General features: G+C 70.7%; 25 protein-coding genes. 9 read left to right on the top strand and 16 right to left on the bottom strand.

From position 1 onward, the window contains the following. Positions 1 to 4 precede the first annotated feature (4 nt). Entirely contained in the window at positions 5 to 739 is a 735-nt protein-coding gene (locus tag ABZU43_RS08115) for an ABC transporter permease (protein WP_355005796.1), read from the bottom strand. 11 nt (positions 740 to 750) lie between these two features. Next, a complete protein-coding gene (locus tag ABZU43_RS08110; RefSeq protein WP_355005795.1) occupies positions 751 to 1,659 on the bottom strand; it encodes an ABC transporter ATP-binding protein in 909 nt (302 codons plus the stop codon). 200 nt (positions 1,660 to 1,859) lie between these two features. On the opposite strand from ABZU43_RS08110, the gene ABZU43_RS08105 reads away from it, so the two are divergent. Both ABZU43_RS08105 and ABZU43_RS08100 read left to right on the top strand, forming a co-directional pair. Beyond that, entirely contained in the window at positions 1,860 to 2,651 is a 792-nt protein-coding gene (locus ABZU43_RS08105; protein WP_355005794.1) for an EI24 domain-containing protein, read from the top strand. A 1-nt stretch (position 2,652) separates the two neighbouring features. Further along, positions 2,653 to 3,168 (top strand): O-acetyl-ADP-ribose deacetylase, encoded by a 516-nt coding sequence (locus tag ABZU43_RS08100; protein WP_355005793.1) that lies wholly within the window; start codon positions 2,653 to 2,655, stop codon positions 3,166 to 3,168. Between the two features lie 140 nt (positions 3,169 to 3,308). Here the strand turns inward: ABZU43_RS08100 and ABZU43_RS08095 are convergent, their stop codons facing one another. The 7 genes from ABZU43_RS08095 to ABZU43_RS08065 form a co-directional block, all read right to left on the bottom strand. Beyond that, entirely contained in the window at positions 3,309 to 4,205 is an 897-nt protein-coding gene (locus ABZU43_RS08095; protein ID WP_355005792.1) for a GNAT family N-acetyltransferase, read from the bottom strand. A gap of 300 nt (positions 4,206 to 4,505) precedes the next feature. After that, complete coding sequence (locus ABZU43_RS08090) at positions 4,506 to 5,513, bottom strand: LacI family DNA-binding transcriptional regulator (protein ID WP_355005791.1); 1,008 nt, start codon at positions 5,511 to 5,513, stop codon at positions 4,506 to 4,508. 19 nt (positions 5,514 to 5,532) lie between these two features. After that, a complete protein-coding gene (locus ABZU43_RS08085; protein ID WP_355005790.1) occupies positions 5,533 to 6,945 on the bottom strand; it encodes a GH1 family beta-glucosidase in 1,413 nt (470 codons plus the stop codon). Further along, positions 6,942 to 7,775 (bottom strand): carbohydrate ABC transporter permease, encoded by an 834-nt coding sequence (locus ABZU43_RS08080; RefSeq protein WP_355005789.1) that lies wholly within the window; start codon positions 7,773 to 7,775, stop codon positions 6,942 to 6,944. The genes ABZU43_RS08085 and ABZU43_RS08080 overlap by 4 nt, the downstream gene beginning before the upstream one ends. Next, positions 7,772 to 8,755, bottom strand: coding sequence for a sugar ABC transporter permease (locus ABZU43_RS08075; protein WP_355005788.1), 984 nt, complete (start codon positions 8,753 to 8,755; stop codon positions 7,772 to 7,774). The genes ABZU43_RS08080 and ABZU43_RS08075 overlap by 4 nt, the downstream gene beginning before the upstream one ends. 69 nt (positions 8,756 to 8,824) lie before the next feature. After that, positions 8,825 to 10,129, bottom strand: coding sequence for an extracellular solute-binding protein (locus ABZU43_RS08070; protein ID WP_355005787.1), 1,305 nt, complete (start codon positions 10,127 to 10,129; stop codon positions 8,825 to 8,827). A 230-nt stretch (positions 10,130 to 10,359) separates the two neighbouring features. Then, positions 10,360 to 11,118 carry a maleylpyruvate isomerase family mycothiol-dependent enzyme gene (locus tag ABZU43_RS08065; RefSeq protein WP_355005786.1) on the bottom strand — a complete coding sequence of 253 codons (759 nt, stop codon included), beginning with the start codon at positions 11,116 to 11,118 and terminating at the stop codon, positions 10,360 to 10,362. Between the two features lie 69 nt (positions 11,119 to 11,187). Between ABZU43_RS08065 and ABZU43_RS08060 the strand changes: the two genes are divergently transcribed. Further along, positions 11,188 to 12,270: a UDP-N-acetylmuramate dehydrogenase gene (locus tag ABZU43_RS08060; RefSeq protein ID WP_355005785.1), complete on the top strand. Its 1,083-nt coding sequence runs from the start codon at positions 11,188 to 11,190 to the stop codon at positions 12,268 to 12,270. 589 nt (positions 12,271 to 12,859) lie between these two features. On the opposite strand, the gene ABZU43_RS08055 is transcribed toward ABZU43_RS08060, so the two are convergent. The 3 genes from ABZU43_RS08055 to ABZU43_RS08045 all read right to left on the bottom strand — a co-directional run bounded on the left by ABZU43_RS08055 (position 12,860) and on the right by ABZU43_RS08045 (position 14,732). Next, positions 12,860 to 13,648, bottom strand: a complete 789-nt coding sequence (locus tag ABZU43_RS08055; RefSeq protein ID WP_355005784.1) for a class I SAM-dependent methyltransferase — start codon at positions 13,646 to 13,648, stop codon at positions 12,860 to 12,862. A gap of 72 nt (positions 13,649 to 13,720) precedes the next feature. After that, on the bottom strand, positions 13,721 to 14,482 hold the full coding sequence (locus tag ABZU43_RS08050; RefSeq protein WP_355005783.1) for an SDR family oxidoreductase: 762 nt from the start codon (positions 14,480 to 14,482) through the stop codon (positions 13,721 to 13,723). An 82-nt stretch (positions 14,483 to 14,564) separates the two neighbouring features. Then, a complete protein-coding gene (locus tag ABZU43_RS08045) occupies positions 14,565 to 14,732 on the bottom strand; it encodes a hypothetical protein (protein ID WP_355006098.1) in 168 nt (55 codons plus the stop codon). Between ABZU43_RS08045 and mshA the strand changes: the two genes are divergently transcribed. The 3 genes from mshA to ABZU43_RS08030 all read left to right on the top strand — a co-directional run bounded on the left by mshA (position 14,688) and on the right by ABZU43_RS08030 (position 18,175). Continuing rightward, the gene (gene mshA / locus ABZU43_RS08040) at positions 14,688 to 16,052 is read left to right on the top strand and encodes a D-inositol-3-phosphate glycosyltransferase (RefSeq protein ID WP_355005782.1); all 1,365 of its coding nucleotides are present in this window, start codon (positions 14,688 to 14,690) and stop codon (positions 16,050 to 16,052) included. The genes ABZU43_RS08045 and mshA overlap by 45 nt on opposite strands. A gap of 58 nt (positions 16,053 to 16,110) precedes the next feature. After that, on the top strand, positions 16,111 to 16,632 hold the full coding sequence (locus ABZU43_RS08035) for a YbjN domain-containing protein (protein ID WP_355005781.1): 522 nt from the start codon (positions 16,111 to 16,113) through the stop codon (positions 16,630 to 16,632). 454 nt (positions 16,633 to 17,086) lie between these two features. Continuing rightward, complete coding sequence (locus tag ABZU43_RS08030; protein ID WP_355005780.1) at positions 17,087 to 18,175, top strand: hypothetical protein; 1,089 nt, start codon at positions 17,087 to 17,089, stop codon at positions 18,173 to 18,175. A gap of 365 nt (positions 18,176 to 18,540) precedes the next feature. On the opposite strand, the gene ABZU43_RS08025 is transcribed toward ABZU43_RS08030, so the two are convergent. Both ABZU43_RS08025 and ABZU43_RS08020 read right to left on the bottom strand, forming a co-directional pair. Next, entirely contained in the window at positions 18,541 to 19,836 is a 1,296-nt protein-coding gene (locus tag ABZU43_RS08025) for an MFS transporter (RefSeq protein WP_355005779.1), read from the bottom strand. Between the two features lie 74 nt (positions 19,837 to 19,910). Then, positions 19,911 to 21,188 carry an MFS transporter gene (locus ABZU43_RS08020; RefSeq protein WP_355005778.1) on the bottom strand — a complete coding sequence of 426 codons (1,278 nt, stop codon included), beginning with the start codon at positions 21,186 to 21,188 and terminating at the stop codon, positions 19,911 to 19,913. A gap of 152 nt (positions 21,189 to 21,340) precedes the next feature. Between ABZU43_RS08020 and ABZU43_RS08015 the strand changes: the two genes are divergently transcribed. Beyond that, positions 21,341 to 22,108: a phosphoglyceromutase gene (locus tag ABZU43_RS08015; RefSeq protein ID WP_355005777.1), complete on the top strand. Its 768-nt coding sequence runs from the start codon at positions 21,341 to 21,343 to the stop codon at positions 22,106 to 22,108. A gap of 81 nt (positions 22,109 to 22,189) precedes the next feature. Here the strand turns inward: ABZU43_RS08015 and phoU are convergent, their stop codons facing one another. Continuing rightward, the gene (phoU, locus tag ABZU43_RS08010) at positions 22,190 to 22,843 is read right to left on the bottom strand and encodes a phosphate signaling complex protein PhoU (protein WP_091403559.1); all 654 of its coding nucleotides are present in this window, start codon (positions 22,841 to 22,843) and stop codon (positions 22,190 to 22,192) included. 204 nt (positions 22,844 to 23,047) lie between these two features. On the opposite strand from phoU, the gene ABZU43_RS08005 reads away from it, so the two are divergent. Beyond that, positions 23,048 to 24,331: an ATP-binding protein gene (locus tag ABZU43_RS08005; protein ID WP_355005776.1), complete on the top strand. Its 1,284-nt coding sequence runs from the start codon at positions 23,048 to 23,050 to the stop codon at positions 24,329 to 24,331. A 24-nt stretch (positions 24,332 to 24,355) separates the two neighbouring features. Beyond that, entirely contained in the window at positions 24,356 to 25,039 is a 684-nt protein-coding gene (locus ABZU43_RS08000; RefSeq protein ID WP_328369886.1) for a response regulator transcription factor, read from the top strand. Positions 25,040 to 25,100: 61 nt separating this feature from the next. Here ABZU43_RS08000 and ABZU43_RS07995 read toward each other — a convergent pair whose 3' ends face one another. After that, positions 25,101 to 25,754, bottom strand: a complete 654-nt coding sequence (locus ABZU43_RS07995; protein ID WP_355005775.1) for an NAD(P)-binding domain-containing protein — start codon at positions 25,752 to 25,754, stop codon at positions 25,101 to 25,103. Positions 25,755 to 26,016 lie beyond the last annotated feature (262 nt).

Genomic DNA, 26,016 nt, shown 5'->3' with positions numbered 1-26,016 from the left:
CCGCTCACTCCCAGCGGAACAGTTTCGCCGCGCCGGCGCCGGCCGCCACGGCGATCACCGCCATTATTCCCAGGTGCAGCGGCTGTGGCGCAGTGCCGGTCCAGGCGTCGAGGAGCGCCTGCACCCCGGGCGGCGTGTAGTCGCCGATCCGCGCCACGACATCGGGGAGCAGGAACCGGGGGAGGTAGACCCCGCCGAAGAACATGGTGAGCAGGAACAGTGGGACGGCCAGGGCCTGTGCCGCCTTAGTGGTTTTGGCCACGGCGGCGACCAGCAGGCCGAGCGCCAGCAGCGCCGCCGTGCCGAGGACGAACGCCAGGGTGAAGCCGAACGGGTGCCGGGGGAGCGGCACCTTGAACGCCAACCGGCCGACGACGATGAGCAGCAACGCGCTGGCCAGGATCGCGGCCAGGGCCACCACCAGTTGGGCGGCGAGCAGAGCGCCCGGGTGCGCCGGAGTGGTCGCCAGCCGACGCAGCACGCCGCGTTCCCGGTAGGTGGCCAGCGCCATTGGCATCGCGTTCACCCCCACCATGGCCAGGGTGACCACCAACAGCGACGGGGCGAAGTAATTGACGAAGTTCTGCCCGTCGAAGTTCGGATCCGGCTCGCGGAGCGAGGGAATCAACCCGAGCACCACCAGGATCAGTGTGGGCAGCCCGACTATGGTGAGCAGCGTCGGTAGGTCCCGCAGGTAGAGCCGCGCCTCGACCTTCAGGATCTGGCGGAAGGCGTGCATTGTGCTTCCTCTCAGTTGGCGGGCCGGTGCCCGGTCAGCTCGACGAAGGCGTCGTCGAGGGTGGACTGCTCCAGCCGCAGGTCTGCCGCGACGATCTGGTGACGGGCGAGCACCGACGTGACGGCGTGCAGCAGCTCGCCGGTTCCGGTCACCACCACCTGGCTGCCGGTTCGCTGCACGGCGGACACTTCGGGCAGGTCGGTGAGGAGTCGGTCGTCGAGCGGAGCTGAGGGCCGGAACCGGATCCGCTGTTCCGGAGCCACCGTCGACACCAGGCCTGCCGGGCTGTCCAGGGCGACCACCCGCCCCCGGTCGATCACCGCGACCCGGTCGCAGAGCCGCTCGGCCTCCTCCATGAAGTGGGTGACCAGCACGATGGTCACCCCGCTGTCGCGGACCTGTTCGATGAGGCCCCAGGTGTCCCGGCGGGCCTGCGGGTCCAGCCCGGTGGTCAGCTCGTCGAGGATGGCGATCTCCGGGTTGCCGACCAGGGCCAGCGCGATGGAGAGCCGCTGCTTCTGGCCGCCGGAGAGCTTCTTGTACGCCGTGTTCCGCTTGTCGCCGAGGCCCAGCTTGTCGATCAGCTCGGTCGGGTCGGCCGGGTTGCGGTAGAACGAGGCGTACAGCTCCAGTGCCTCGGCCACCCGCAACCGGTCCGGCAGTTGGCTCTCCTGGAGTTGCACCCCGACCCGCTGGCGTAGCTGGGCCGCGTCCCGGCGGGGGTCGAGCCCGAGGACCGACACCCCGCCCCCGTCGGGGACACGCAGCCCGGCCACACACTCCACAGTGGTGGTCTTGCCGGCGCCGTTCGGGCCGAGGACGCCGAAGATCTCCCCGGCCTCCACGGTGAGCGACACGTCGTCCACCGCCACCAGGTCGCCGTACCGCTTCTTCAGGTGGGTCACCTCGATGACCGGCATCGTGTCGCCTTTCGCCGCCGCTGACTTCGTACCCCTCAAGGGTGGTCGCGGTGGCCCGCCGGCGAATCGACCGGTCAGCGACGAACCTCGGCGTCCCCGGTGGATCGCTGCCGTCCGTCAACCGGTTGATGTGTAAGCGGCGGCTCGCTGCTAGCGCTCCGCCCGGCGGATCCGATCACCTCTGGTTAGGCTGCTCGATCGTGGATGCCAGCAGAATCGCCAGCCCGGTGACCGGGGTCGTCGGACGCTTCCTCGCCGGGGCGGGGCTGCTCCTGCGTGGGTTGGGCCTCTACGTCCGCAGCCCGGGGCTGATGCTGCTCGGCATCGTGCCGGCGTTGATCTCCGGCGTGCTCTTCCTGGCCGCGCTCGCCACACTGGTGTACTTCGTGGACGATCTCGCCGCGCTGGTCACCCCGTTCGCCGACGACTGGTCGAGCACCGGGCGCAGCCTGGTCCGGGTGATCGCCGGGTTGGCCTTCCTGGGGGTCGGCGGCCTGCTTGGCGTGCTCACCTTCACCGCCGTCACCCTGGTCATCGGGGACCCGTTCTACGAGAAGATCTCCGAGCAGGTCGAGCAGCGGTACGGCGGCACGCCGGGCGCTGTGGACGTGCCCTTCTGGTCGTCGCTGCGCCGTAGCCTCGCCGACTCGGTACGCCTGCTGGCGCTCACGGCGTTGGTCGGCATCCCGCTCTTCCTCGCGGGCTTCATCCCGGTGGTCGGCCAGACGGTCGTCCCGGTCATCGGGGCGGCCGTGGGCGGGTGGTTCCTCGCCGTGGAGCTGGTCGGGGCGCCGTTCTACCGGCGCGGTATGCGGCTGCCGCAGCGCCGGACGATCCTGAAGGCCGACCGACCCACCGCGCTCGGCTTCGGAGTGGCCGTCTTCCTCTGCTTCCTGATCCCGCTCGGCGCCGTGCTGATCATGCCGGCAGCGGTCGCCGGTGCCACGTTGCTGGCCCGTCGCTCGCTCGGCCAGCCGATCGAGGAGAGCTGACATGGAGATCAGCCTGGTCGAGGGCGACATCACCACCCAGCGGGTGGACGCCATCGTGAACGCCGCGAACTCGTCCCTGCTCGGTGGCGGTGGGGTCGACGGTGCCATCCACCGGCGCGGCGGGCCGGCCATCCTGGCCGAGTGCCGGGCACTGCGGGCGTCCCGCTACGGCAGGGGCCTGCCCACCGGCCAGGCGGTGGCAACGACTGCCGGGGAGCTGCCGGCCCGCTGGGTGATCCACACCGTCGGGCCGGTCTGGTCGGCAGGCGAGGACCGCTCGGCGCTGCTGCGCGACTGCTACGCCAACAGCCTCCGGGTGGCCGACGAGTTGGGCGCGAGCACTGTGGCCTTCCCGCTGATCTCGGCCGGCATCTACGGCTGGCCGCTCGACGACGCTGTCGGTCAGGCGCTGGCGGTGCTGCGCGCGGCCACCCCCGCCACGGTCACCGAAGCCCGCCTGGTCCTCCTAGGCGCCGACACGTACGCCACCGCCCGCAAGATCTCCGAAACACCCTGACCCCGCCCTCGCCCCCGCCCGCGCCCGCCCGGGCCCCGCCCCCGCCCCGCCGATCTTGCAGTTTCGGTTGTCGACATGAGGGTCTTTGTCCCTCTTGTCGGGACAGGAAGTGCAAGATCGACGCAGGGTGTGCCGTCAGGTCAGGTCAGGTCGGACAGGCAGGACCACTCGGCTGCCACCGGGCGGTAACCCAGCCGGGTGTTGATCGCGAGCATCGGCCCGTTCGCCTCGTCGTTCGAGGTGTACGCGACGCGCACGCCGTTCGCGGCGGCCCGGTGCAGCGCTGCCGTCTTGGCGAGCCGGGCGAGGCCCCGCCCCCGGTACGCCGGGAGACTGCCGGTGAAGTCCGACCACATCCGGTCCCCGTCCCGCTTCACCAGGCTGAAGGCGGCCACCTCCCCGTCGACTTCGACAGCGGTGCTGGACTCCTTGTCCAGGCCCAGGTTGTCCCAGACGTCGTACTGCCAGCTCTCGTAGCTGATCGAGTCGACCGGCACGTCGCCCGGCTCGTCCAGCGCCGAGGCCACGTCCGCCACGTAGAGGCGATGCGGGTCGAGGTCGGAGATCGGGAGCAGCCGTACGCCCGGGGGCGGCTCCGGCAGCGCGGGGGCCGGATTCAGTTCGAGCGCCGAGAAGCGCAGCTCGCGACTGGGCTCGTAGCCGTGCCGACGGGCGAACGGCAGCGCCTCCGGCTGGGCGAAGGCGCGCAGCCGGCGGACGCCCAGCGGTGCGAGGTGACCCGTCGCGGTCGTCAGCAGCGCGGTGCCGATGCCGCGCCGCCGGTGCTCCGGATGGACGTGCAGGAGGGAGATGTCACCGAAGCCGGCCGTCGAGGTCGAGTCGTTGCGTTGCGCCGTCACCCATCCGACAACCTGGCCGTCGACCTCGGCCACGAAGGCGGCCCAGTCCCTGCCCGGTACCGGCTCGGCGATCATCTTCCGGGTGGACTCGACGCCGCGCACCTGGTACGGGAAGACGATCGCCCGCAGCGCCACCACGCCCGGGGCATCGTCGGGCTGCGCCACACGAATGCCCATGTCAGGCCCCCGTCCGTACGGCCGCGACGACGGCCTCGACCTCGGCGGGTTGGTGGGAGCGGCTGAGCAGTGCGACAGGATCCGGCATGTCGGCGAGGCTAACCAAGATCGTCCGCCGGAGCGACGCATTAACCGTGTGCTCCCGCAGCCGGCCACCGACCAGCAGGCAGCAACTTCAGGGAAATAGTGGCCTCCCGGGGCTCGAAGACCACTATTTCCCTGAAGTTGTGCGGATCTTGCAGGGCAGGTCCGGCGCGGCGGGCGGGGCGGGTGCGGTGGTGCTCCCAGGCGGAGGCGCGGTCAGGCGGAGGCGCGGCGGATCAGCTCGGTGGGAAGCATGATCGCCTGCTCGATCTCCTCCCCGGCGGCCAGCCGGAGCAGTTGGCGGGTCATCCGGCGGCCGAGCTCCACGATCGGCTGCCGGACGGTGGTCAGCGGCGGCTCGGTGTAGGCGGCGGTCTCGATGTCGTCGAAGCCGACCACCGCCACGTCGTCGGGCACCCGCCGACCTGCCTCGCGCAGCGTCCGCAGGGCGGCGTGCGCCATCAGGTCGGAGGCGGCGAAGACGCCGTCGAGGTCGGGATGCTCGGCGAGCAGGCTGCGCATCGCCGCCGACCCGGATTCCCTGGTGAAGTCACCGATGGCGATCAGCTCGGGCAGCCCCGCGTCGGCGACCGTGCTGCGGTAGCCGCTGAGCCGTTCGATCCCGGCGACCATGTCCTGTGGTCCGGCGATGGTCGCGATCCGTCGACGACCGCTGTCGATCATGTGCCGGACGGCCGCGGTCACCCCGGCCACGTGGTCGACGTCGACGTACGGGACGGGCACGTCGCCGAGCGGCCGGCCGCTGACCACCACCGGGATGCCGAGTCGGGCCAGCGTGCCGGGCAGCGGGTCGGCACCGTGCAGCGACGCGAAGAGCACGCCGTCGACGTGCCGGCCGGTGGTGTACCGCTCGACCCGCTGGTGCCCGGCCGGCGAGCCGGCGAGCATCAGCACCAACTGCTTGTCGGCCGCCTCCAGCTCCTGGCTGACGCCCCGGATGATGCCGGGGAAGACCTGGTCGTCGGAGAAGACCCGGGTGGCCGCCTCCGGCATGACCAGGGCGATCGAGTCGGTGCGCTGGGTGACCAGGCTGCGGGCCGCCAGGTTGGGGACGTACCCCAACTCGGCGACCGCCCGGGTGACCGCCTCGCGGATCGGCTCGGCGACGGTGGTGGAGCCGTTGACCACCCGGGAAACGGTGGCGCGGGACACCCCGGCCCGCGCTGCCACCGCTTCGAGCGTCGGCCGTTGCGCCGTCGTCATCGCGCTTTTCCCCCGCTCGTCACAGCCCGTTCCGGGAGATCACCTCCTGGTACCACCGGGCGCTGGCCTTCGGTGTGCGCCGCTGGGTCAGGTAGTCGACGTGCACGATCCCGAACCGCTTGCGGTAACCCTCCGCCCACTCGAAGTTGTCCAGGAATGACCATACGAGATAACCGCGCAGGTCCACGCCCCGGGAGATCGCCTCGTGCGCCGCGCGGAGGTGCCCGTCGAGGTAGGCGATGCGATCGGCGTCGATCACCTGCGTCGGGCCGTCGGGCGAGTCGGCGCCGGGCTTGTCGGGGAACGCCGCGCCGTTCTCGGTGATCAGCAGCGGCACACCTGGGTAGTCGGCGGCGATCCGCTCCAGCAGCCGGGTGAGCCCGGTCGGTTCGATCATCCAACCCATGTCGGTGAGCGGCCCGGCCGGTGGCAGGAAGTGCACAGCGCCCTCGGTGCCCGGGTACGCGCCGTTGCCGCCGCCGTCGGGCCGACCGGCGACGTAGGTCGGGGCGTAGTAGTTGATGCCGAGCAGGTCGATCGGGGCGGCGATCACCTTCTCGTCGCCGTCGCGGATGAACGTCGGCTCGACGATCCGGGCCACGTGCTCGCGGACGTCGTCCGGGTAGCCGCCGGCCAGCAGCGGGTCGAGGAAGATCCGGTTGTGCAGGCCGTCGACCAGGCGGACCGCGGCGGCGTCGGCCGCGCTCTGCGGGTCGGCCGGGCGTACGTCGGCCGGGTTGACGGTGACGCCCACGCTGCGCGCGCCGGCCGCCCGCAACGCCCGCGCCGCCAGGCCGTGCCCCAACAGCAGATGGTGTACGGCGGTGAAGGCCGCCGCCGGATCCTGCTCGCCGGGAGCGTGCAGGCCGTTGGCGTAACCGAGGTAGGCCGAGCACCACGGCTCGTTCAGCGTGGTCCACACGTCGATCCGGTCGCCGAGGCGGGCGTACACCGCTGTGGCGTAGGTGGCGAAGTGTTCGGCGGTGTCCCGGTTGGTCCAGCCACCCCGGTCGCCCAGGGCCTGCGGCAGGTCCCAGTGGTAGAGGGTGACGATCGGGTCGATTCCCCGGTCGAGCAGCGTGTCGGTGAGTCGGTCGTAGAAGTCCAGTCCACGGGGGTTGGCGGGGCCGGTGCCGTCGGGCTGGATCCGCGGCCAGGCCACCGAGAACCGGTACGCCCGCAGGCCCAGCTCGGCCATCAGCGCCACATCGTCGGCGTACCGGTGGTAGTGGTCGCAGGCGACGTCGCCGGTGTGACCCTGGTACACCTTGCCGGGCGTACGGCTGAAGGTGTCCCAGATGGACGGACCGCGACCGTCGTCGCGGGCCGCACCCTCGATCTGGTACGCGGCGGTGGCCGTCCCCCAGAGGAAGTGTTCGGGAAACCGGATCTCGTTGCCGGGTCGGTTGGTTGACTCGCTCCGCTCGTTCACGCCTTGACCGCACCTTCCATGATTCCGCCGATGATCTGCCGGCCGAACAACACGAAGACCAGTAGCAGGGGCAGCGTCGCGATGGCCGTTCCGGTGAACACCTGCGACATGTCCTGGTAATACCCGTCCGACAGTGCGCGTAGGGACAGTTGCACTGTTGGATTCGCCGGGTCGTTCAGTACAGCGTACGGCCAGAGGAAGTCGTTCCAGGTGGTCATGAAGGTGAGCAGACCGAGGACGGCGGCGGCGGGACGCAGGGCGGGCACCACGACGTGCCACCAGATCCGGGCGGTCCCGCAGCCGTCCATGCGGGCGGCCTCGATCAGTTCGTCGCTGATGGCCTGGCCGGCGTACTGCCTCATCATGAACACCCCGAACCCGGTGACCAGCACCGGGACGATGACCGCGGGCAGTCGGTCGTTCCAGTGCAGCTTGCTCATGAGCAGGTAGAGCGGGATCACGCCGAGCTGCGTCGGCACCATCATGGTCGCGATGATCACCAGCAGCATGGCGTTACGGCCGCGGAACCTGAGCTTGGCGAAGGCGAACCCGGCCAGGCTGGAGAAGAACACCACGGAGACGGTCACCGTGGTGGCGACGACCGCCGAGTTGATCAGGCCGGTCAGGAAGTACGCGTCGCTGTTGTCGAACAGGCGGGCGATGTTCGCGCCCAGGTTGCCGCCGGGGGTGACCGGGGGTGGGAGTTGGCCCATCGCGTCGTTGCTGCGGCTGGCGACGACGAACATCCACCAGATCGGAAAGACCGACAGGCCGGCGGCGACGACCAGGGCGAGGTAGGTGAGCGGGCTGGCCCGCCAGAGTCGGCTCATCGCGCCGCTCCCTTCTGCGATCGGTCCCCGCCACCGAGGCGACGCAGGATGAGCACGTTGACCGCCGCGACGATCGCGATGAGCGCGAAGAGCAGCCAGGCCACTGCCGAGCCGTACCCGAAGTTGTAGTGCGGGGCGAAGGCGTTCTCGAACATGTACATGGTCAGCGTCTGCGACTCGCGCAGCGGCCCGCCGCGGATCGGGTTGGTGCCGGAGTTGAACATCCGGGGCTCGGTGAAGAGTTGCAGACCGCCGATGGTGGCGATGATGGTGCAGAAGATGATCGTCGGCTTGAGCAGCGGCACGGTGACCGACCAGAACTGTCGGGCCCGGCTGGCGCCGTCGATCGCCGCGGCCTCGTACAGGTCGCGGGGGATGGCCTGCATCGCGGCCAGCAGGATCAGCGCGTTGTAGCCGGTCCACCGCCAGTCGACCATGGCGGAGATGGCCACCCAGGACGCCAGCCGGTTGGACTTCCACTCGATCGCGTCCAGCCCGACCAGGTCGAGCATCCAGTTGATCATGCCGAATTCGCGGCCGAAGAGCACCCCGAAGACGATCGCCACCGCGGCCGTGGACGTGACGTTGGGGACGAGCACGGCCATCCGCCAGCCGGTACGCGCCCGCAGGCCGCGGTTGAGCAGGTTGGCCAGCCAGAGCGCGGCGAGCAGTTGCGGGACGGTCGAGATCACGAAGATCCCCAGCGTGTTGACCAGCGCGTGCCAGAAGTCGGCGTCGGCCAGCAGCCGGGTGTAGTTCTCCGCCCCGACAAAGGGGTGGTCGACTCCGAGCAGGTCCCAGTCGTGCAGCGAGACCCAGAAGGTGTACGCCAGCGGGTACGCCCCGAAGACGCCGAAGATCAGGAAGAACGGGGCGATGTAGAGGTACGGCGAGAACCGGGTGTCGAGCCGGCTGAGCCGACCTGACGGGCGCTGGGGTGCCGGTACGACCGGCGGGCGGGCGTCGAGCTGGACGGTCATGCCCGGAAACTCCTTTCCGCCGTGCGGGCGGGACTCCTGTCGTCGGAGCCCGCCCGCACGCTGGTTGGGCTACTTGGCGGCGGCCTTCTTCGCGTTGGTCACCGCGTCGGTCCAGCCCTGCGCGGGGCTGCGCTGACCCAGCTCCACGGTCCGTACGGCGTTCTCCACCTCGGTCCGTACGGCCTGGTTCTTCGGGCCCATGTAGACCGGCTTCAGGCTCTTCGCGCCGGTGCCGAAGATGGCTCCGACCGGTGCCCCCGAGAAGTACGCGTTGGTCGCGCCGGTGATCGCCGGGTCGTCGAGGGCCTGCGGCGACGACGGCAGCGGGCCCTTGGCCTTGAACGCGCCGATCTGACCCTTGGCGCTGGTCAGGAACTTGGCCAGCTTGATCGCCTCGGCCTGGTGCTTGCTCTGCTTGGGCACGGCGAGGTGCGATCCGCCCCAGTTGCCGCCGTTGCCGGGCACCCGGGCGATGTCCCACTTGCCCTGGGCGCTCGGTCCGGAGTTCTGCTCGATGACACCGGTCATCCAGGCGGGGCAGGCGATGGTGGCGAACTTCGACTGTTTGAAGGCGGACACCCACTCCTCGGACCAGGAGCCGTACTTGCCGGAGAGGCCCGAGTCGATGATGTCCATTGTGGTGTCGTAGGCCTGTCGCACGGCCGGGTTGCTGTCGACGACCAGCTTCTCGCTGGTGTCGTAGTAGCTGTAGCCGCTGCTGTTGCCGGCGGTCTGGAGCAGGATGGTGTTGAAGGTGTTGGTGGCCGCGTCGAGGAAGGACGCCCCGGTCTTGGCCGCGACGAACTTCTCACCGGTGGCGATGTAGTCCGGCCAGGTCGGCCAGAGCTTGGAGACCTCGTCACGCTCGGTGGGCAGGCCGGCCTTCTGGAAAAGGTCCTTGCGGTAGCACATGGCGATCCCGCCGACGTCGGTACCGAGGCCGATGAGCTGCTTGCCGTCGGCGGTCAGGCCGGCGTTCCACTTCCACTCCAGGAAGTTGCCCTTGAGTTCGGCGGCACCGTGGTCCAGCAGGTTGACGAAGTTCGCCGGATTGGCCTTGTACTCGACAAGAAGGCCCTCCTCGATGGCCACCACGTCGCCGGCGCCCCGGCCGGCGGCGAGCCACTGGGTGAGCTTCGGCGAGTACTCGTCGAGGTTGGTGCCGGTGCCGCGCTCGACGACCTTCACGCCGGGGTTCGCTGTCATGTACTCCTGGTAGAGCTGCTCGTAGCCGAACTGGCCGAAGACGTCGACGGTCAGGGTGACCGGTCCGTCGCCCGGCTCGTCGCCGCCGCCGCAGCCAGCGGTGACGAGCAGGGCGGTGGTGGCGACGAGGGCCACCGCGGCGAGGCGGCGGCGCGGGAAGACAGCCATGGTTTATCGACCTCTCTCAAGGCGGGCGGGTGATGGCAGATGGCTAAGAGAGCGCTCTCACGACACTGTGGTGTGTCGCCAACCCACTGTCAAGAGAGCGCTCTCTCGGCGTTGTGGTCCCGTGATGAACGCTCACCGCCAGTGCGGCGTCCGGCAGGCGAGGCAACCCCCGACATCGACGAAGGGCGCCACCCCCAATGGGGGTGACGCCCTCGTTCGTGGTGCGTCGCTCAGCCGGTGCGCAGACCGTCCAACAGCCTGCGGTCACCGACGACGTCCAGCGTCTCGAAGCTCACCCGCCCCCAGAGCGCCAGCAACAGGTCGCTCGCGGTGCCGCTGACCTGGGCGCGCGCGTGGTGATCGTCGTGGTCGAAGATGGTCGCGGTGTCGAGCAGCGCCACCCCCTCGCCCCGCAACCGCAGATACCACTCCTGGGCCGCGTCGGTCGCGCAGAGCTGCACCACCCCGTGCCAGTCACCCGGCACCTGCCGCCGGCCCGCCGGCAGCCAGGTGTCCAGCACCTCACTCACCCCGTCGGCCGCGAGTTTCGCCTCCACCGGGTCGCCGGCGGCGATGGCGAGCTGGGCATCCCAGCGGTGCACAGCCGTCTCGTGCGCCGTCCGTCGCGGCCAGAAACCGGCCTTCTTCGGCTGCGGGGCCCAGTTCCACGCCGGTGCCTCGGGGTCGAGCCCGTCGAAGAGGGTCATCATCCGGTCGTAACCCTGCTGCCACAGCTGCAGCGCGTTCACACCCGGGTCGGCCTCGACCTTCTCCCACCGAGGCGGTTGGCGCGTCTGGCCGGAACCAGCGAACGACGACACCCAGTGGTAGAAGCCGGCCAGGTGCAGTGTGAGGTCGTTGACCGTCCAGCCCGGACAGGACAGCACCGGTGTCTCCGGCGGCGCCTCGGCCACCGCTGCCGCGAAAGCCGGACCCTCCGTCCGGAGCGCCCCGATCCAGAAATCCTTGCTGCCCTGCAGTCTGCTCATCGCCATCCTCCCGGGGGTGCCGGGCGACCAGTGGGTGCCACGGCTACTTGTCAGCCTAAGGTGAAGGGCGTGCCAGACGCCTCCGCCCAGCCGACAACCGACGCCGATCGTGCCATCCCCGGTCCACTCGCCGGCTACACCACCCTGCGAACGGGTGGACCGGCCGAGCGGATCGTGGCCGCCGGCAGCGCCGACGAGCTCGTCCAGGCGGTACGCGCCGCGACGGAGCCGGTCCTGATCCTGGCCGGAGGCAGCAACGTGGTGATCGGCGACGCCGGCTTCCCCGGCACCGTCGTGCTGGTGCGCTCCCGTGGCATGCGGGTCATCGCCGAGGACACGACCTCGGTCACCGTACGAGTCGACGCCGGCGAGCCGTGGGACGACCTCGTCGCTGCCACTGTCGCCAACGGCTGGGCCGGGCTGGAGTGCCTGTCCGGCATCCCCGGCTCGACCGGTGCCACCCCGATCCAGAACGTCGGCGCGTACGGCCAGGAGGTCGCCGAGACGATCACCGGCGTCGAGGTGTACGACCGGGTCGAGGGCACCCGCCAGGTCATCCCCGCAGCCTGGTGCGGCTTCGCCTACCGGGGCAGCATCTTCAAGTACGTGGACCGCTGGGTGGTGCTCTCGGTCGACTTCCGACTCACCAGGTCTCCGCTCTCCGGGCCGGTGCGCTACGCCGAGCTGGCCCGAGCCCTCGGTGTCGAGGTGGGCGAGCAGGTGCCGCTGGCCGACGCCCGGACGGTGGTGCTGCGGCTGCGGGCGGGCAAGGGAATGGTGCTCGACGCCAACGACCCGGACACTCGCTCGGTCGGCTCCTTCTTCACCAACCCGGTGCTCGACCGCGCGACGTACGAACAGCTCCTCGAACGCTCCGCCGAGCTGGGCGACCCGCCCGCCTGGCCCGGGGCGGACGGCCTGGTCAAGGTGAGCGCCGCCTGGCTGATCGACAAGGCCGGCTTCACCAAGGGTCATCCCGGCGAGGGTGGAGTGGCCATCTCCAGCAAGCACACCCTGGCGTTGACCAACCGCAGCGGCACCGCCCACACCAGCGACCTGCTCACCCTGGCCCGCACCATCCGCGACCAGGTCCACGCCCGCTTCGGCGTGACCCTGCATCCCGAACCAGTCCTCATCAACTGCACCCTCTAACCCACCCCACCACCCCCGGCGTGCCACGGCCGTACCCCGGCCCCGCCCCGCCTCACCTCACCCCGCGCGTCCCCGGCCCAGCCCCGGTCCCGGCCCGCCCGCCACGGCCTCGTTCCGGCCCCGGTCCCAGCCCGGCCCGCCCGGTCCCAGCCCGGCCCCGGTCCGCCCGCCACGGCCTCGTTCCGGCCCCGGTCCCAGCCCGGCCCGCCCGGTCCCAGCCCAGCCCGTTCAGGCCCCCGCCCGGCCCGCCCGGTTCCAGCCCCGCCGCCCAGGCCCCGGCCCCACCCGGCGATCTTGCAGTTCCTGCTGGGACATAGGCCCTATAAGAGAACGAACCGTCGACCGAAAGTGCAAGATCGGCGTGTGGCGTGCGCGTGCCCTGTGCCGCAGCGACAGCCCCACGCGCCCCGCCTCGCCCGCCTGACCGCCTGACCGCCTGACCGCGTCGATCATGGAGTTGTGGTGGGGGACATTTGCCTTCTAGATGGTTAAAGCACCCACCACAACTCCATGATCGACGGGCGACGGGCGACGGGCGACGGGCGACGGGCGACGGGCGACGGGCGGGGCGGGGCGAGGGGCGGGGCGGTTAGGGGAGGGGCCAGGGGAGGGTTAGTTCGCCCTGGCGCCAGCGAGTGGGGTTGCCGAGGATGGGCCAGCCGGTTTCGCGGAGGCGGGTCACCGCGTGCAGCCAACGTTGGCGGGGGCCGAAGGTGGCGTACGGGGCGGCGGCCTGCCAGGCGTCGTCCAGGGCGCGGATCAGCGCGTGCACCGGCTCACCCGGAACGTTGCGGTGGATCAGCGCCTTGGGTAGCCGCTCGGCCAGCTCGGCAGGGCTGCCCAGCGTGGTGAGCTTCGCGGCCAGGGTCAGTGTCCGCGGGCCGTCGGCGTCGATCAGCAGCCAACTGGCGAGCCGCCCCAACTCGTCACATGTGCCCTCGACGAGCGCTCCGCCGGGAGCGAGCGCGGCGGTCATCGACTGCCAGGCTTCGGCGACCTCGCTCTCGTCGTACTGTCGCAGCACGTTGAACGCGCGGACCAGCACCGGCCGGAGCCCGGCCAACTCGAACCCACCCCGGGCGAATGTCAGCCCGGGTGGGTCGGCGGCTGGCGCCGCGGCCGCCACCCGGGCCGCGTCGATCTCCAACCCGACCAGCCGTACGTCCGGGCGGACCCCGGCCGCCAGTCGAGCGCGCAACTCCACAGCGGTCACCGGGGTGGCGCCGTAGCCGAGGTCGACCACCAGGGGGTCGTCCGCCGTCAACAACCGGTCGGCGCAGGTGGCGACGATCCAGTTGTCGACCCGACGGAGCCGGTTCGGGTTCGTCGTGCCGCGCGTGACCACGCCGACCGGCCGGCGCCGCGCCGCAGGGCTCATGTCGACCTCAAGGTCAATCTCCGTTCGCGACTGCGGGGCGCGCGAACCCGGCTCACTGCTCGCGCAGCATTGCTAGATCCGGTGCACCTTGTGCTGGGCGGCCTGTGCCCTGGGCCGGACCACCAGCCGGTCGATGTTGACGTGCTCGGGACGGGTGGCGCACCAGGCGATGCAGTCGGCGACGTCCTCGGCGACCAGCGGCCCCGGCACCCCGGCGTAGACGGCTGCGGCCCGTTCCGCGTCGCCCTCGAAGCGGACCAGTCCGAACTCGTCGGTCTTCACCATGCCCGGGTCGATCTCGATGACCCGCAGCGGCCGGCCGCACAGCTCCAGGCGGAGCGTGCCGGCGATGGCGGTCTGCGCGTGCTTCGCGGCGGTGTAGCCGCCCCCGCCCTCGTACACGGTCAGGCCGGCGGTGGAGGAGACCACCACGATGGTGCCGGAGCCGGAGGCTTCCAGCGCCGGCAGCAGCGCCTGGGTGACCCGCAGGGTGCCGAGGACGTTCACGTCGTACATCCACTGCCAGTCGGCGACCGAGCCGGACTCCACCGGGTCCAGCCCGCGTGCTCCGCCGGCGTTGTTGACCAGCAGGGTGACCGGCCCGGGTGCCTGGGCGGCGGCCTCGGCCAGCCGGGCCACCGACTCGTCCGAGGTGACGTCGCAGGTCACGGCGGTGGCCTGCCCACCGGCGGCGGTGATGTCGGCGACCAGCTCGGTGAGCCGTTCGGCGCGGCGGGCGGCGGCGAGCACGTGGAAGCCCTCGGCGGCGAGCCGGCGGGCGGTGGCCGCGCCGATTCCGCTGGACGCTCCGGTGACGATGGCGACTGAGGTCATCCCGACATTGTCACCCCGGGCGTACGACCCGCCCCGACCGGGCGTGCGGCAGTCCTGGGCGCGTGTTCGGTGATGAGGTCCGTCACGCCGAGGGGCCGCGCCGGGGAATTTCCGAAGCCCGATGGGGAAGATGACGTCCGGCGTACAGGTTGACCGAGAAGCGCCGGTCGTGCGAGACGGCATCAACCGTGAAGAAGGAGCGGATGTGGCGGAAATGCACACCGGTGTCGGGCGTCAGCGAGGTGCCCAACCGTGGCCCCGGCCTCGCCGCATCGCGACCCTGTCGGTACACACCTCCCCCCTGCATCAGCCCGGCACGGGTGATGCCGGGGGGATGAACGTCTACATCCTCGAAGTCGCCCGGCGTCTCGCCGAGGCCAACGTGGAGGTGGAGATCTTCACCCGGGCCACCTCCGGTGACCTCCCCCCGGTGGTCGAGATGGCGCCCGGCGTGCAGGTTCGACACATCACCTCCGGCCCCCTGGAGGGCCTCACCAAGGAGGAGCTGCCCGGTCAGCTCTGCGCCTTCACCGCCGGGGTGCTGCGCGCCGAGGCGTCCCGTCCGCCCGGCCACTACGACCTGATCCACTCCCACTACTGGCTCTCCGGCCAGGTCGGTTGGCTGGCCAAGGAGCGCTGGGGGGTGCCGCTGGTGCACACCGCGCACACCCTCGCGAAGGTCAAGAACGCCCAGCTCGCGGCCGGGGACCGGCCGGAGCCCAAGGCCCGGGTCATCGGCGAGGAACAGGTCGTCGCCGAGGCGGACCGGCTGGTCGCCAACACCCGGGTCGAGGCCAGCGACCTGCTCGACCGGTACGACGCCGACCCGACCCGGGTGTCCGTCGTGCAGCCGGGTGTCGACCTGGCCCGGTTCCGGCCCGCGCCGGGCGACAGGTCCGCGGCCGCCCGCCAGGGCCGTCGCCGGCTGGGGCTTCCAGTCGACGGGTACGTGGTTGCCTTCGTCGGTCGGATCCAGCCGCTCAAGGCCCCCGACGTGCTGATCCGCGCGATCGCCGCGTTGCGGGAGCGCGATCCGGCGCTGGCCGATCAGGTGACCGTGGTGATCTGCGGCGGACCCAGCGGCAGTGGGCTGGATCGGCCAACCGCCCTGATCGAGTTGGCCGCCAAGCTCGGCGTCAGCGACGGGGTGCGGTTCCTGCCGCCGCTCACCGGGGACGACCTTCCGGCCCTGTACCGGGCGGCGGACCTGGTCGCGGTGCCGTCGCACAACGAGTCGTTCGGGCTGGTCGCCCTGGAGGCGCAGGCCTGCGGTACGCCGGTGCTGGCCGCCGCCGTCGGAGGGCTGGTCACCGCCGTGCGGGACCAGGTCAGTGGCGTACTGATCGATGGTCACGACCCGGTCGACTGGGCCCGTGCGATGGGCAGCCTGCTGCCGAACCGGGCGCTGCGGTCGGTGCTGGCCCGAGGTGCCGAGCAGCACGCCCGGCACTTCTCCTGGGAACGCACGGTCGCTGGCCTGCTCGGGGTCTACGGCGAGGCCATCGCCGGGCACCGAGCCCGGCTCGCGGCGGACCTGGCGGGTGGCCCGGCGCTCTCCTGCTCCTGGTGACCCCCGGGGCCCGGTTGTCACCGGGTGCGTGAGCCGGGTCGGTCGTAGAGTGGGTCCGGTGAGCCCGAAGAGCGATCTTGCGACCCTGATCGAATCGGTCTGCGCCGAGCGGGACCTGGCCTGGGAGTCGACCGGCCCCGGCTCGTACGCGGTGACGCTGCCAGGCACCCACAAACTCAAGACGATCTGCAACCTGATCGTCGGCGAGCACGCGCTGCGGATCGAGGCGTTCGTGATGCGCCAGCCGGACGAGCGCCGCGAGGAGCTGTGGGCCTGGCTGTTGCAGCGCAACGCCCGGATGTACGGCGTCTCCTTCTCCACCGACGCGGTCGGCGACGTGTACCTCACCGGTCGGGTCAACCCGGCCGGCGTGGACGCCGACGAGTTGGACCGACTGTTCGGCGCGGTACTCACGTACGCCGACGAGTCGTTCGACACGATGCTGGAGATCGGCTTCGGCAGTTCGATCCGGCGTGAGTACGAGTGGCGGGTGAAGCGGGGCGAGTCGACAGCCAACCTGGCCGCCTTCGCCCACCTCTTCGAACCCTCCGCCACCGCCCCCGCCCCCGACCCAACCTGACCCCGCCCCGCCTCGCGCACCCCGCCCCGCCGCACCCCGCCGCCCCGCGCACCCCGCCCCGCCGATCATGGAGTTGTGGTGGGTGACAAAGTCCTCGCATCACACTAAAACGGGCACCACAACTCCATGATCGACCTTGTTCAGCCGCGATCTTGCACTTACTGTCCCGACGTAGGGGGGCATTCCTCGCTTTTCCGCGACCGAAAACGCAAGATCGGCGCGGGCGGGGCGCTACGGCGAGTTGGCGGTGGTTCGGAGTGCTCCTGACGGGTATGCCGCTCCGCGCGGTGCGGCAAGGGACCCCCGCGCGCCGATGACGGAGTGCCAAGGAGCGGAGCGTCCCATGGCTCAGCGGAACAGCTCAGGTCGCGGCGCGACTGCGACCAGGACGAAGCGACAGGCCGGCAATCAGACGCCGGGTACGCCCGGAGTCTCCGAGTCGGAGATTTCCCGGATGCGGGTGGACGATATCCGTGGGCAGCTGCGCAAACGCGGCGTCTCCGGGATCTCCGCTCTGCGCAAGCCGGAGCTGGTGAAACAGTTGGTGCGTTCGATGCGGGCCGGCGCGGGTCGGAGCAGCACGGGCCCGTCGGGTCGGGCCGCCGGCACCAGGGCGTCGGCGGGTCGGGCCGCCGCCACCAGGAAGTCGGCGGCCAGGCCGGCGTCGAGCCGCGCGAAGGCCGCGCCGGCGAACAAGAGCGCGCCCGCGAAGCGGGCCGCCGCTACGAAGGCGACAGCCGGGCGGAAGTCGACGGCGGCGGTGAAGAGGGCACCTGCGAAGAAGGCGACGGCCGCGAAGAGGACCACAGCGGCGACGTCGACGGCCGCCCGCAAGACCACGGCCGCCCGCAAGACCACGGCCGCGAGCAGGACCACGGCCGCGAGCAGGACCACCGCCGCCCGGAAGACCGCTGCGGCGCGGAAGAGCACGGCGGCCCGCAAGACAGCGACGGCGCGTACGGCGCCCGCGCGCAAGGCACCGGCGAAGAAGGCGCCGGCGCGGCCGGCAGCGAAGCGCGCGACGCCGGCCAAGAGCGCGGCGACGAAGCGCACCGCACCGGCCAAGGGCGCGGCGGCGAAGCGTACGACAGCGAAGCGCACCGCACCGGCCAAGAGCGCGGCGGCCAAGCGCACGTTGACGCCGTCGGCCGGTGGCGGGACGGCGGCCGGCGGGATCCGGACCGGACGGGGTACGGGGCGGTCGGTTCGCAGTTCGCAGGTGATCTCGTCGATCACGGACCGGCCGGAGCGGCCGGGACGGAGTTTGATCACGGCGAACCACGAGGTGATCCAGCGGTGGGCCCGGGAACGTGGGGCCAAGCCGGCGACCATCGCCGGCACCGAGCGGGATGGCCGGGCGGGTGTGTTGACCTTCAACATTCCCGGATACCGGGAAAGTGGCCGGATTCGCGAGATCACCTGGGATGAGTGGTTCTACACGTTTGACCTGCGGCGGCTGAACCTGATTTATCAGGAACAGTTGCGGAACGGCCGTCAGAGCAGCTTCTTCCGGACCGAGTCACCCGATCGGGAAGACGGTTGAGGTGTTTGCGGGAATGGCCGACGGGTACCCGGCTGTTGCCAACGGACGAGGCTGGAGCAGCGGATACTCGTCAGTTGTGACCGGCGAGACAGCCGTTCTGGGTTGAATCCAGAATCCGGGCGAACTAGCTTTATTGCACCGCGCCACGTTTGGAAACGTTCGGGGGAGCGGCGGATCGATCAGATCCGCGCACCAGACGAGGCGCGAGGGGACGGGTGGAATAACCGTTGGGGGACGGTTCCCACCTGTTTGGACCGGCGGCGTGAGCGGGCGATGCTTACGGGGGTGAGTGTTGCCCGCCGCCGCCGGCCCCGCCTTCGAGCGCCCACCACGACCTCAGGGACGTGGTGGGCGCTTTGCGTCGGTCATCCGATCGGTACGCGGTCCGCGTCGGTTGTCGGCTCCGGGTCGACAACCCGGCGCAGCGCGGCGACGTGCCGCTCCCGGGGTGGTCCGGCGAGCAGGTGTCCGAGCGCGGCCAGCAGACCCAGCCCGCCCACGATCAGCCAGTGCCGATCGCCGAGGTGCTGGAGGCTCACCCCGCCGAGGGTGGGCGCGACGAACGCCGCGGCGGGGAACGTCAGGTAGAAGACCGACTGGTAGCGGGCTCGCAGCAGCGGTGGCGCCAGGTCCGCGTTGATCTGCGCGTTGGGCGGGGCGGCGAGCATCGAGCCGACCGTCCAGACCACAGCGGCACCCAGGTAGATGGCCAGTTCGTCGGCGATGGCGAGCGCCCCGAAACCGAGCGCGAGCAGCGCCGTGGAGGCGGCCAGCACCACGTCCTTGCGGTGCCTGTCGATCAGCCGGGGCACGAACAACTGCCCGACCACGATCAGCGCGCCGCCGAGCGCCACCACCAGCCCGTACGCCGATGGGCCCAGGCCGTCCGCGCGCATGGCCAGCGGCATGATGGTCGACGTCTGCATGGTGAGTACGGCCAGCACGAAGGTGAGCCCGACGAAGATCAGGAAGGTGCGGTCGGTGAGCGCGGTGTGCAGTCCGGGCCGACGGGCCCGGACGGATTTCGGTGCCGCGCTGGTGGTGGGCGCGGGTCCGGCCGCTGGCTGGGCCAGCCGCAGAGTTTCGGGCACCTTCCAGGCGATCACGGCGGCGGCGGTCAGTGTGGCGCCCGCGTCGACCAGGAAGAGCGCGGTGAAGCTCGCCTCGGCCAGCACCCCGGCGAGCAGCGAGGCGACCGCCATGCCCAGGTTGAACGCCCAGAACTGAAGGTTGAACGCGCGCGAGCGGCGTTCGGCGGGCACCACGTCGACGATCGCCGCCACGAACGCCGGGCTGGGCATCGAGTGGACCACGCCGATCAGCGCGGAGAGCACCGCGATCAGCAGCAGGGGTCGGGTGAAGGCCAGTGCCACCATCAGGCCGACAGTGGCCAGGTGCGCGGCGAGCAGGGTCGCCCGGCGGCCCCACCGGTCGGCGAGCACCCCGCCGAGCAGCACGCCGGCTGCCCCCCCGGCCCCGTACGCGCCGACCACGGTGCCGGCCAGCGCCTCGCTCGCGCCGCGTACGTCGGTGAGGTAGAGCGAGAGGAAGAGCATGGCGAACGCGCCGGCCCGGTTGATCAGCAGGCCGGCCCAGAGGTACCAGAAGGTGGCGGGTAGTCCGCCTGCGGTGTCGTGCCACCAGCGCCGCAGGGCGTGCACCCGACCTCCCGACAGTTCAGGTTGTTAACTATTCAACCTGCACAGTAGGAAAACCGGCACCGCCGCGCCACTCGTTACGCCTCGGCGGGCTGTGCCGCGCGGGAGACGGTCGTCGGTGCCAGTGCCTCGCCGGAGTGGCGCAGCGCTGTCGCACGCCGTTCCCGGGCCGGCCCGGACACCAGGTGGGCCACCGCGGTCAGCAGGCCGAGCGCGGCGCAGCCGTACCAGAGGGTGTCGTTTCCGGCGTGCTCGCGCACCAGGCCACCGAGGATCGGCGCGCTGGCCCCGGCGATCTGCCACGAGAGGGAGAACACACCCTGGTAGCGCCCGCGCAGTTCGGCCGGGGACAACTCGGCGATCAGCGTGGAGTTGGAGGGCGAGTTCAGCATCTCGCCGACCGTCCAGATCAGCACGGTCAGCCCGTAGAACCAGGGGGTGCCGGCGAACGCCGTCAGTCCGAACCCCACCCCCATCACCACTGACGCCAGCGCGAGCACGTGTGAGCGGCTCCGACCCAGGATCAGTCGGGGCACGAAGAGCTGGCCGACCACGATGAGGATGCCGTTGAGCGCGATCACCGTGCCGTAGGTGGCGGGACTCAGACCGTCGTCGCCCATCGCGATCGGCAGCATCGAGATGTGTTGAAGGAACACCAGCGCGGCGAACAGGTTGAGTGCCACGAAGCCGAGGTAGACCCGGTCGTTGAGGATGGTGCGCAGGGCGCCGCGCGGAGCCGCTGCCGTGACGGCGGTGGCGGGGCCGGCCTGTCGGGTCTCCGGCACCTTGCTGAAGATGATCAACGCGGTGATCAGCATGGTGGCGGCGTCGACCACGAACAGCAGCAGGTAGTCGGCCTGGGCGGCGAGGCCGGCGAGGACGGCGGCGCAGGCGAAACCGAGGTTGATCGCCCAGTAGTTGAGCGAGAAGGCGCGCAGCCGGTCCTTCGCCGGCACCACGTCGATCATCATCGCCCCGAATGCGGGCCGGGCCGCCTCGGCGAACATGCCGAGCAGCAGCGCGCCCAGCGCCACCGCCCAGAGATCCCGGGCCAGCCCGAGCCCGAGCATCATGGCCGCCGCGCCCACGTGGGCGGTGAGCAGCGTCGGACGGCGGCCCCACCGGTCGGCGAGGGTGCCGCCAACGGTGGTGCCGAACGCCCCGCCGACACCCCAGAGGCCGATCACCAGGCCGGCCTGCGAGGCCGAGAAGCCACGTTCCTGGGTCAGGTAGATGGCGAGGAAGACGAGGACGAACGAGCCGAGTCGGTTGATCAGGGTGCCCGACCACAGGTACCAGAAGGTGGTCGGTAAGCCGCCGGTGGTGTCCCGGAACCAACTCCGCATCGTCCGCATATGGCGCCCCGCTTGCAAGTAATGACCGATCTGACTGGCGTGCCTTACAACCCTAGTGGCGGCCGGATCCGCTGGTCATCAGCTTTTTCACGTGGTGGTCGTCACGACGGCTGCCCGCGTGTCCGCCGGGCGGTTGAGGCAGGATGATCCGCATGACTGCGAGCGAAGGGCCCACCGTCGGGACGCTGGTCCTGCTGCGACACGGTGAGAGCGACTGGAATGCCAAGAACCTCTTCACCGGCTGGGTGGACGTCGACCTGACCGCGAAGGGCGAGGGCGAGGCGCGGCGCGGCGGCGAGCTGATGCGCGAGCACAGCCTGCTGCCGGACGTCGTGCACACCAGCCTGATGCGCCGGGCGATCCGCACCGCCGAGCTGGCGCTCAACGCCGCCGACCGGCACTGGATCGCCGTGCGCCGGTCGTGGCGGCTCAACGAGCGGCACTACGGCGCCCTGCAGGGCAAGGACAAGAAGCAGACCCTCGACGAGTACGGCGAGGAGCAGTTCATGCTCTGGCGCCGGTCGTACGACACGCCGCCGCCGCCGATCGACGACAACGACGAGTGGTCGCAGGTGGGTGACCCGCGCTACGCGCTGCTGCCGACCGAGCTGATGCCGCGCACCGAGTGCCTCAAGGACGTCGTCGACCGGATGCTGCCCTACTGGTACGACTCGATCGTGCCGGACATCCTGGCCGGCCGGACGGTGCTGGTGGCCGCGCACGGCAACTCGCTGCGCGCCCTGGTCAAGCACCTCGACCAGATCTCCGACGAGGCGATCGCCAAGCTGAACATCCCGACGGGCATCCCGCTGCGCTACGACCTCGACCCGCAGCTGCGTCCGCTCACCCTGGGCGGCACCTACCTCGACCCGACCGCCGCGAAGGCAGCCGCCGCGGCGGTGGCCAACCAGGGGCGCTGAGCCACCAAGAGCTGAGCCACCAGAAAAAGGGGGCCCCTCGTCATCGCGAACAGCGATGGTGAGGGGCCCCCTGCCTGCCGGTCAGTTACTGCTGGGCGCGCTCTCCCCGGTGATCAGGTAGATCACGTGCTCGCCGGCGTTCACCGCGTGGTCGGCGAAGCGCTCGTAGAAGCGGCCCAGCAGGGTGGCGTCGATCGCCGTCTCCACCCCGTACGGCCAGTCGTCGCCGAGCAGCACGGCGAACAGGTTCTTGTGCAGCTCGTCCATGGCGTCGTCGTCGCGGTCCAGCTCGCCGGCGAGGTCGGCGTCGGGCTTCGCCAGCACCGAACCGATCTTGACGGCCATCCGGTCGGCGATCTCGGACATCTCGGTGAAGACCGTTCGCAGTTCGGCCGGGACGGCGGGAGAGGGGTGCCGGCGCAGCGCGGTCTTCGCCACGTGCTCGGCGAGGTCGCCCATCCGCTCCAGATCAGCGGCCACGTGCAGCGCGGTGATCATCGCCCGGAGGTCGGAGGCGACCGGCGCCTGTCGGGCGAGCAGGTCACAGACCCGCTCCTCGACGTGCCGGTAGAGGTCGTCGATCTCGGCGTCCCGCTCGATGACCGTCTCGGCGGCCTGCCGGTCGGCGGTGAGCAGGGCCCGGGTGGCCTGGCGCATGGCGGCGCGGACGCCCTCCGCCATGTCCACCAGCAGTTGGCTGACGATCTGGAGGTCGGCCCGGAACTCGTCGCGCATCATCACGTCCTGTGGTCGGTCGCCGCCGACGGGTGCCGGCGCAGGGGGTTGAGCAGGTGCGACGCCAACGGTAGGGCGCTCGGACGGATCCCGGATGAACCACGGTGAACGACGCCAGACGTGGGGGTGAACACTTCCGTAAGTGAGGGTAGTTCGTCCCGTTCTGTGTGGTAGCCAGGTTAACAATGACCCTACGATCGCCGGGTGGAGTGGACGGTGGCGGTCGTGGTGGCCGTGGCGTTGGTGGCCGGGATGGCCGCCGGCTTGCTGCTGCCCCGGTTCCTGCCGAGGCGGGACGGTCGCTCCACGTCGACGGGGAGCGTCAGCTTCCGCTGGAACAGGGGGAGGCCCGCGATAGTCGACGAGCAGCAGGCCGGGCTCGGTCGTCGGACGATCGATTCCCTCCGGGCCGGTGTCGTGGTTCTGGACAACGACGATGTCCCCGTTCTGATCAACCCGGCCGCCCGCGCGATGGGGCTGCTGCGTACCGGCAGCACACCCGGCTCCATCGCCGCGCACCCGCTGATCCGTACCCTCGCCGGGCAGGTGCGACGCACCGGCGTACGGCGCGAGATCGAGCTGGACCTGCCCCGAGGCCGCGACAGCGCGGGGGAGAACCCGCTCGGCGTGCACCTGCGGGCAATGGGTCTCGGCAACGGGTTCATCGCGGTCGAGGCGGTCGACGTGACCGAGTCGCACCGGCTGACCCGGGTACGACGCGACTTCGTGGCGAACGTGAGCCACGAGCTGAAGACCCCGATCGGTGCCCTGCAACTGCTCGCCGAGGCGTTGCTGGACGCGACCGAGCCGGCCGACGCCGCGGCGCCCGACCTCTCCGAGGACCTGGTGGCCGCCCGTCGGTTCGCCGAACGGATCCAGCACGAGTCGACCCGGCTGGGTCGGCTGGTGCAGGAGTTGCTGGAACTGACCCGGTTGCAGGGGGCTGAGCCGCAGCCGCCACCGGAACCGGTCGCGCTGGACTGGGTGATCGCCGAGGTGGTCGACCGGACCCGCACCACGGCCTCCGCCCGGGGTGTCGCGGTGACCGTGGACGGGCAACGTGGCCTGACCGTGTACGGCAGCGACTCCCAACTCGCCACGGCGGTGGCGAACCTGGTGGAGAACGCCATCAACTACTCGGGCGAGGACACCACGGTGCGGGTGACCCTGCGGGGCGACGACGAGCACGTCGAGGTCGCCGTCGCCGACCAGGGCATCGGTATCGCCCCCACCGACGTGGACCGGATCTTCGAGCGGTTCTACCGGGCCGACCAGGCCCGCTCGCGTGCCACCGGCGGCACCGGGCTCGGCCTGGCGATCGTGAAACACATTGCGAGCAACCATGGCGGACGGGTCGAGGTGTCGAGCACTCTTGGTGGTGGATCGACGTTCACCCTCCGGCTGCCCGCCAGTCCACCGGATGACCTCCTGGCGACACTGCCGCCGGTTGGGATCGAGTCCGGTCCGACTGGGCTACGGCAGGTCTGACAGCAGATGGAAAGGAAATCCCCGTTGAGCCGCGTTCTCGTGGTCGAGGACGAGGAGTCGTTCTCCGACGCCTTGTCGTACATGCTCCGTAAGGAGGGCTTTGAGGTTTCGGTCGCCGCGACCGGCACCGACGCCCTCACCGAGTTCGACCGGACCGGCGCCGACATCGTGCTGCTCGACCTGATGTTGCCCGAGATGTCGGGGACCGAGGTCTGCCGGCAACTGCGGCAGCGCTCCGCCGTGCCGATCATCATGGTCACCGCCCGGGACAGCGAGATCGACAAGGTGGTCGGGCTGGAGATCGGCGCCGACGACTACGTCACGAAGCCGTACTCGCCGCGGGAGCTTGTCGCCCGGATCCGGGCGGTGCTGCGCCGGCAGAGCCCGGAGGCGGCCGAGGCGGGTGCGCCGACGCTCGCCGCCGGCCCGGTGCGGATGGACATCGAGCGGCACGTGGTGACAGTCGACGGCGGGGCAGTGCAGCTGCCGCTGAAGGAATTCGAGTTGCTGGAGCTGCTGCTGCGCAACGCGGGCCGGGTGCTCACCCGCGGCCAGCTCATCGACCGGGTCTGGGGCGCCGACTACGTGGGTGACACCAAGACGCTCGACGTGCACGTCAAGCGGCTGCGCTCCAAGATCGAACCGGAGCCGTCCGCGCCGCGCTTCATCGTCACGGTGCGGGGTCTGGGCTACAAGTTCGAGCCGTGATCGGCGTACGCGAAGGGGGTCTGCGCTCGACGCAGGCCCCCTTCGGGCTGTTTCCGCTCGGTCAGCGGACGACCTTGATGTTGAAGTTCGCGGTGTCGAGTCGACCGTAGAGCCGCAACCAGAGCGGCAGCAGCATCTCGGTGCCCCGCGCGGTGGAGAGGTCGCCGAGGTCGATCACGTCGGTGTGGCCGAAGCTGACGAGCAGTCCGGTGACGATCCGCTTGGCCTCCGCGTCGTCGCCGGAGACGAAGACACTGTGCGCACCTTCGGCGAGCTGATGCGGGTGCACCATCAGCTCGGCGGTCACCGTGTTGAGGGATTTGACCACCCTGGTCTGTGGAAACTCGCGCTGGATGCGTTCGGCGAGGGAGTCGGTGTTGAGCACCGACAGGGTGGGTGGAAAACCCGCACCGAAGTCGAGCGGGTTGGCGATGTCGAGCAGAACCTTGCCGGCCAGGTTCGGTGCGCCGGCTGCGGCCAGTGCCGGGAGCGAGCCGTTGCCGTTTGTGGCGTTCACCACCAGCTCGGCGCCGCCTGCGGCTTCGGCGAGGGTCGCCAGGCCGACCTCGGGGTGCTGCGCCGCCCAGTGAGCGTGGTCGCCGGCCCGGATGGCCGCGACGTCGCGGGTGCCGATGGTCACCTGATGACCCAACTCCGCCGTGCGGGCGGCGATGGCTCGACCGACCGAGCCGGTGCCGAGAACTGCGATACGCATGTCGATCGATCCTCCGTCGGGGCATCGAATCGGCTCGTGCCGATCGCAAGCAGGCTAACAGACAGGTCTGTCTACCGCAGCCCTCCCGTCGAGTCGCAGAGGTGTCGGCGTGCAGCCCTCACTGGACGCCCGGAGGGGCGGCAGTGCGGTTGGCAGTCCTTTGGAGCTGATGTCACAAACGAGTCATCCGCCGCCGCCAGTCGGTGTCTTCCGCTGATGTCACAAGCGATTCAGCTCCAAAGCGCCCCGGACCCATGTCCCG

The organism is Micromonospora sp. NPDC005205, from assembly GCF_040608275.1.
In the GTDB taxonomy this organism is placed as follows: Bacteria; Actinomycetota; Actinomycetes; order Mycobacteriales; family Micromonosporaceae; genus Micromonospora.
The sequence above is the reverse complement of the archived record's forward strand: the minus strand, read 5'-3'. Positions and strand labels throughout refer to the sequence as shown.

Coding starts and splice junctions, on each gene's coding strand:
- ABZU43_RS08065 (WP_355005786.1), bottom strand. CDS start 11,118: ATGAGCAGACTGCAGGGCAGCAAGGATTTCTGGATCGGGGCGCTCCGG.
- ABZU43_RS08020 (WP_355005778.1), bottom strand. CDS start 21,188: ATGCGGACGATGCGGAGTTGGTTCCGGGACACCACCGGCGGCTTACCG.
- phoU (WP_091403559.1), bottom strand. CDS start 22,843: ATGCGCGACGAGTTCCGGGCCGACCTCCAGATCGTCAGCCAACTGCTG.
- ABZU43_RS08050 (WP_355005783.1), bottom strand. CDS start 14,482: ATGACCTCAGTCGCCATCGTCACCGGAGCGTCCAGCGGAATCGGCGCG.
- ABZU43_RS08055 (WP_355005784.1), bottom strand. CDS start 13,648: ATGAGCCCTGCGGCGCGGCGCCGGCCGGTCGGCGTGGTCACGCGCGGC.
- ABZU43_RS07995 (WP_355005775.1), bottom strand. CDS start 25,754: ATGCGTATCGCAGTTCTCGGCACCGGCTCGGTCGGTCGAGCCATCGCC.
- ABZU43_RS08030 (WP_355005780.1), top strand. CDS start 17,087: ATGCGGGTGGACGATATCCGTGGGCAGCTGCGCAAACGCGGCGTCTCC.
- ABZU43_RS08075 (WP_355005788.1), bottom strand. CDS start 8,755: ATGACCGTCCAGCTCGACGCCCGCCCGCCGGTCGTACCGGCACCCCAG.
- ABZU43_RS08115 (WP_355005796.1), bottom strand. CDS start 739: ATGCACGCCTTCCGCCAGATCCTGAAGGTCGAGGCGCGGCTCTACCTG.
- ABZU43_RS08090 (WP_355005791.1), bottom strand. CDS start 5,513: ATGACGACGGCGCAACGGCCGACGCTCGAAGCGGTGGCAGCGCGGGCC.
- ABZU43_RS08070 (WP_355005787.1), bottom strand. CDS start 10,129: ATGGCTGTCTTCCCGCGCCGCCGCCTCGCCGCGGTGGCCCTCGTCGCC.
- ABZU43_RS08100 (WP_355005793.1), top strand. CDS start 2,653: ATGGAGATCAGCCTGGTCGAGGGCGACATCACCACCCAGCGGGTGGAC.
- ABZU43_RS08080 (WP_355005789.1), bottom strand. CDS start 7,775: ATGAGCCGACTCTGGCGGGCCAGCCCGCTCACCTACCTCGCCCTGGTC.
- ABZU43_RS08015 (WP_355005777.1), top strand. CDS start 21,341: ATGACTGCGAGCGAAGGGCCCACCGTCGGGACGCTGGTCCTGCTGCGA.
- ABZU43_RS08095 (WP_355005792.1), bottom strand. CDS start 4,205: ATGGGCATTCGTGTGGCGCAGCCCGACGATGCCCCGGGCGTGGTGGCG.
- ABZU43_RS08110 (WP_355005795.1), bottom strand. CDS start 1,659: ATGCCGGTCATCGAGGTGACCCACCTGAAGAAGCGGTACGGCGACCTG.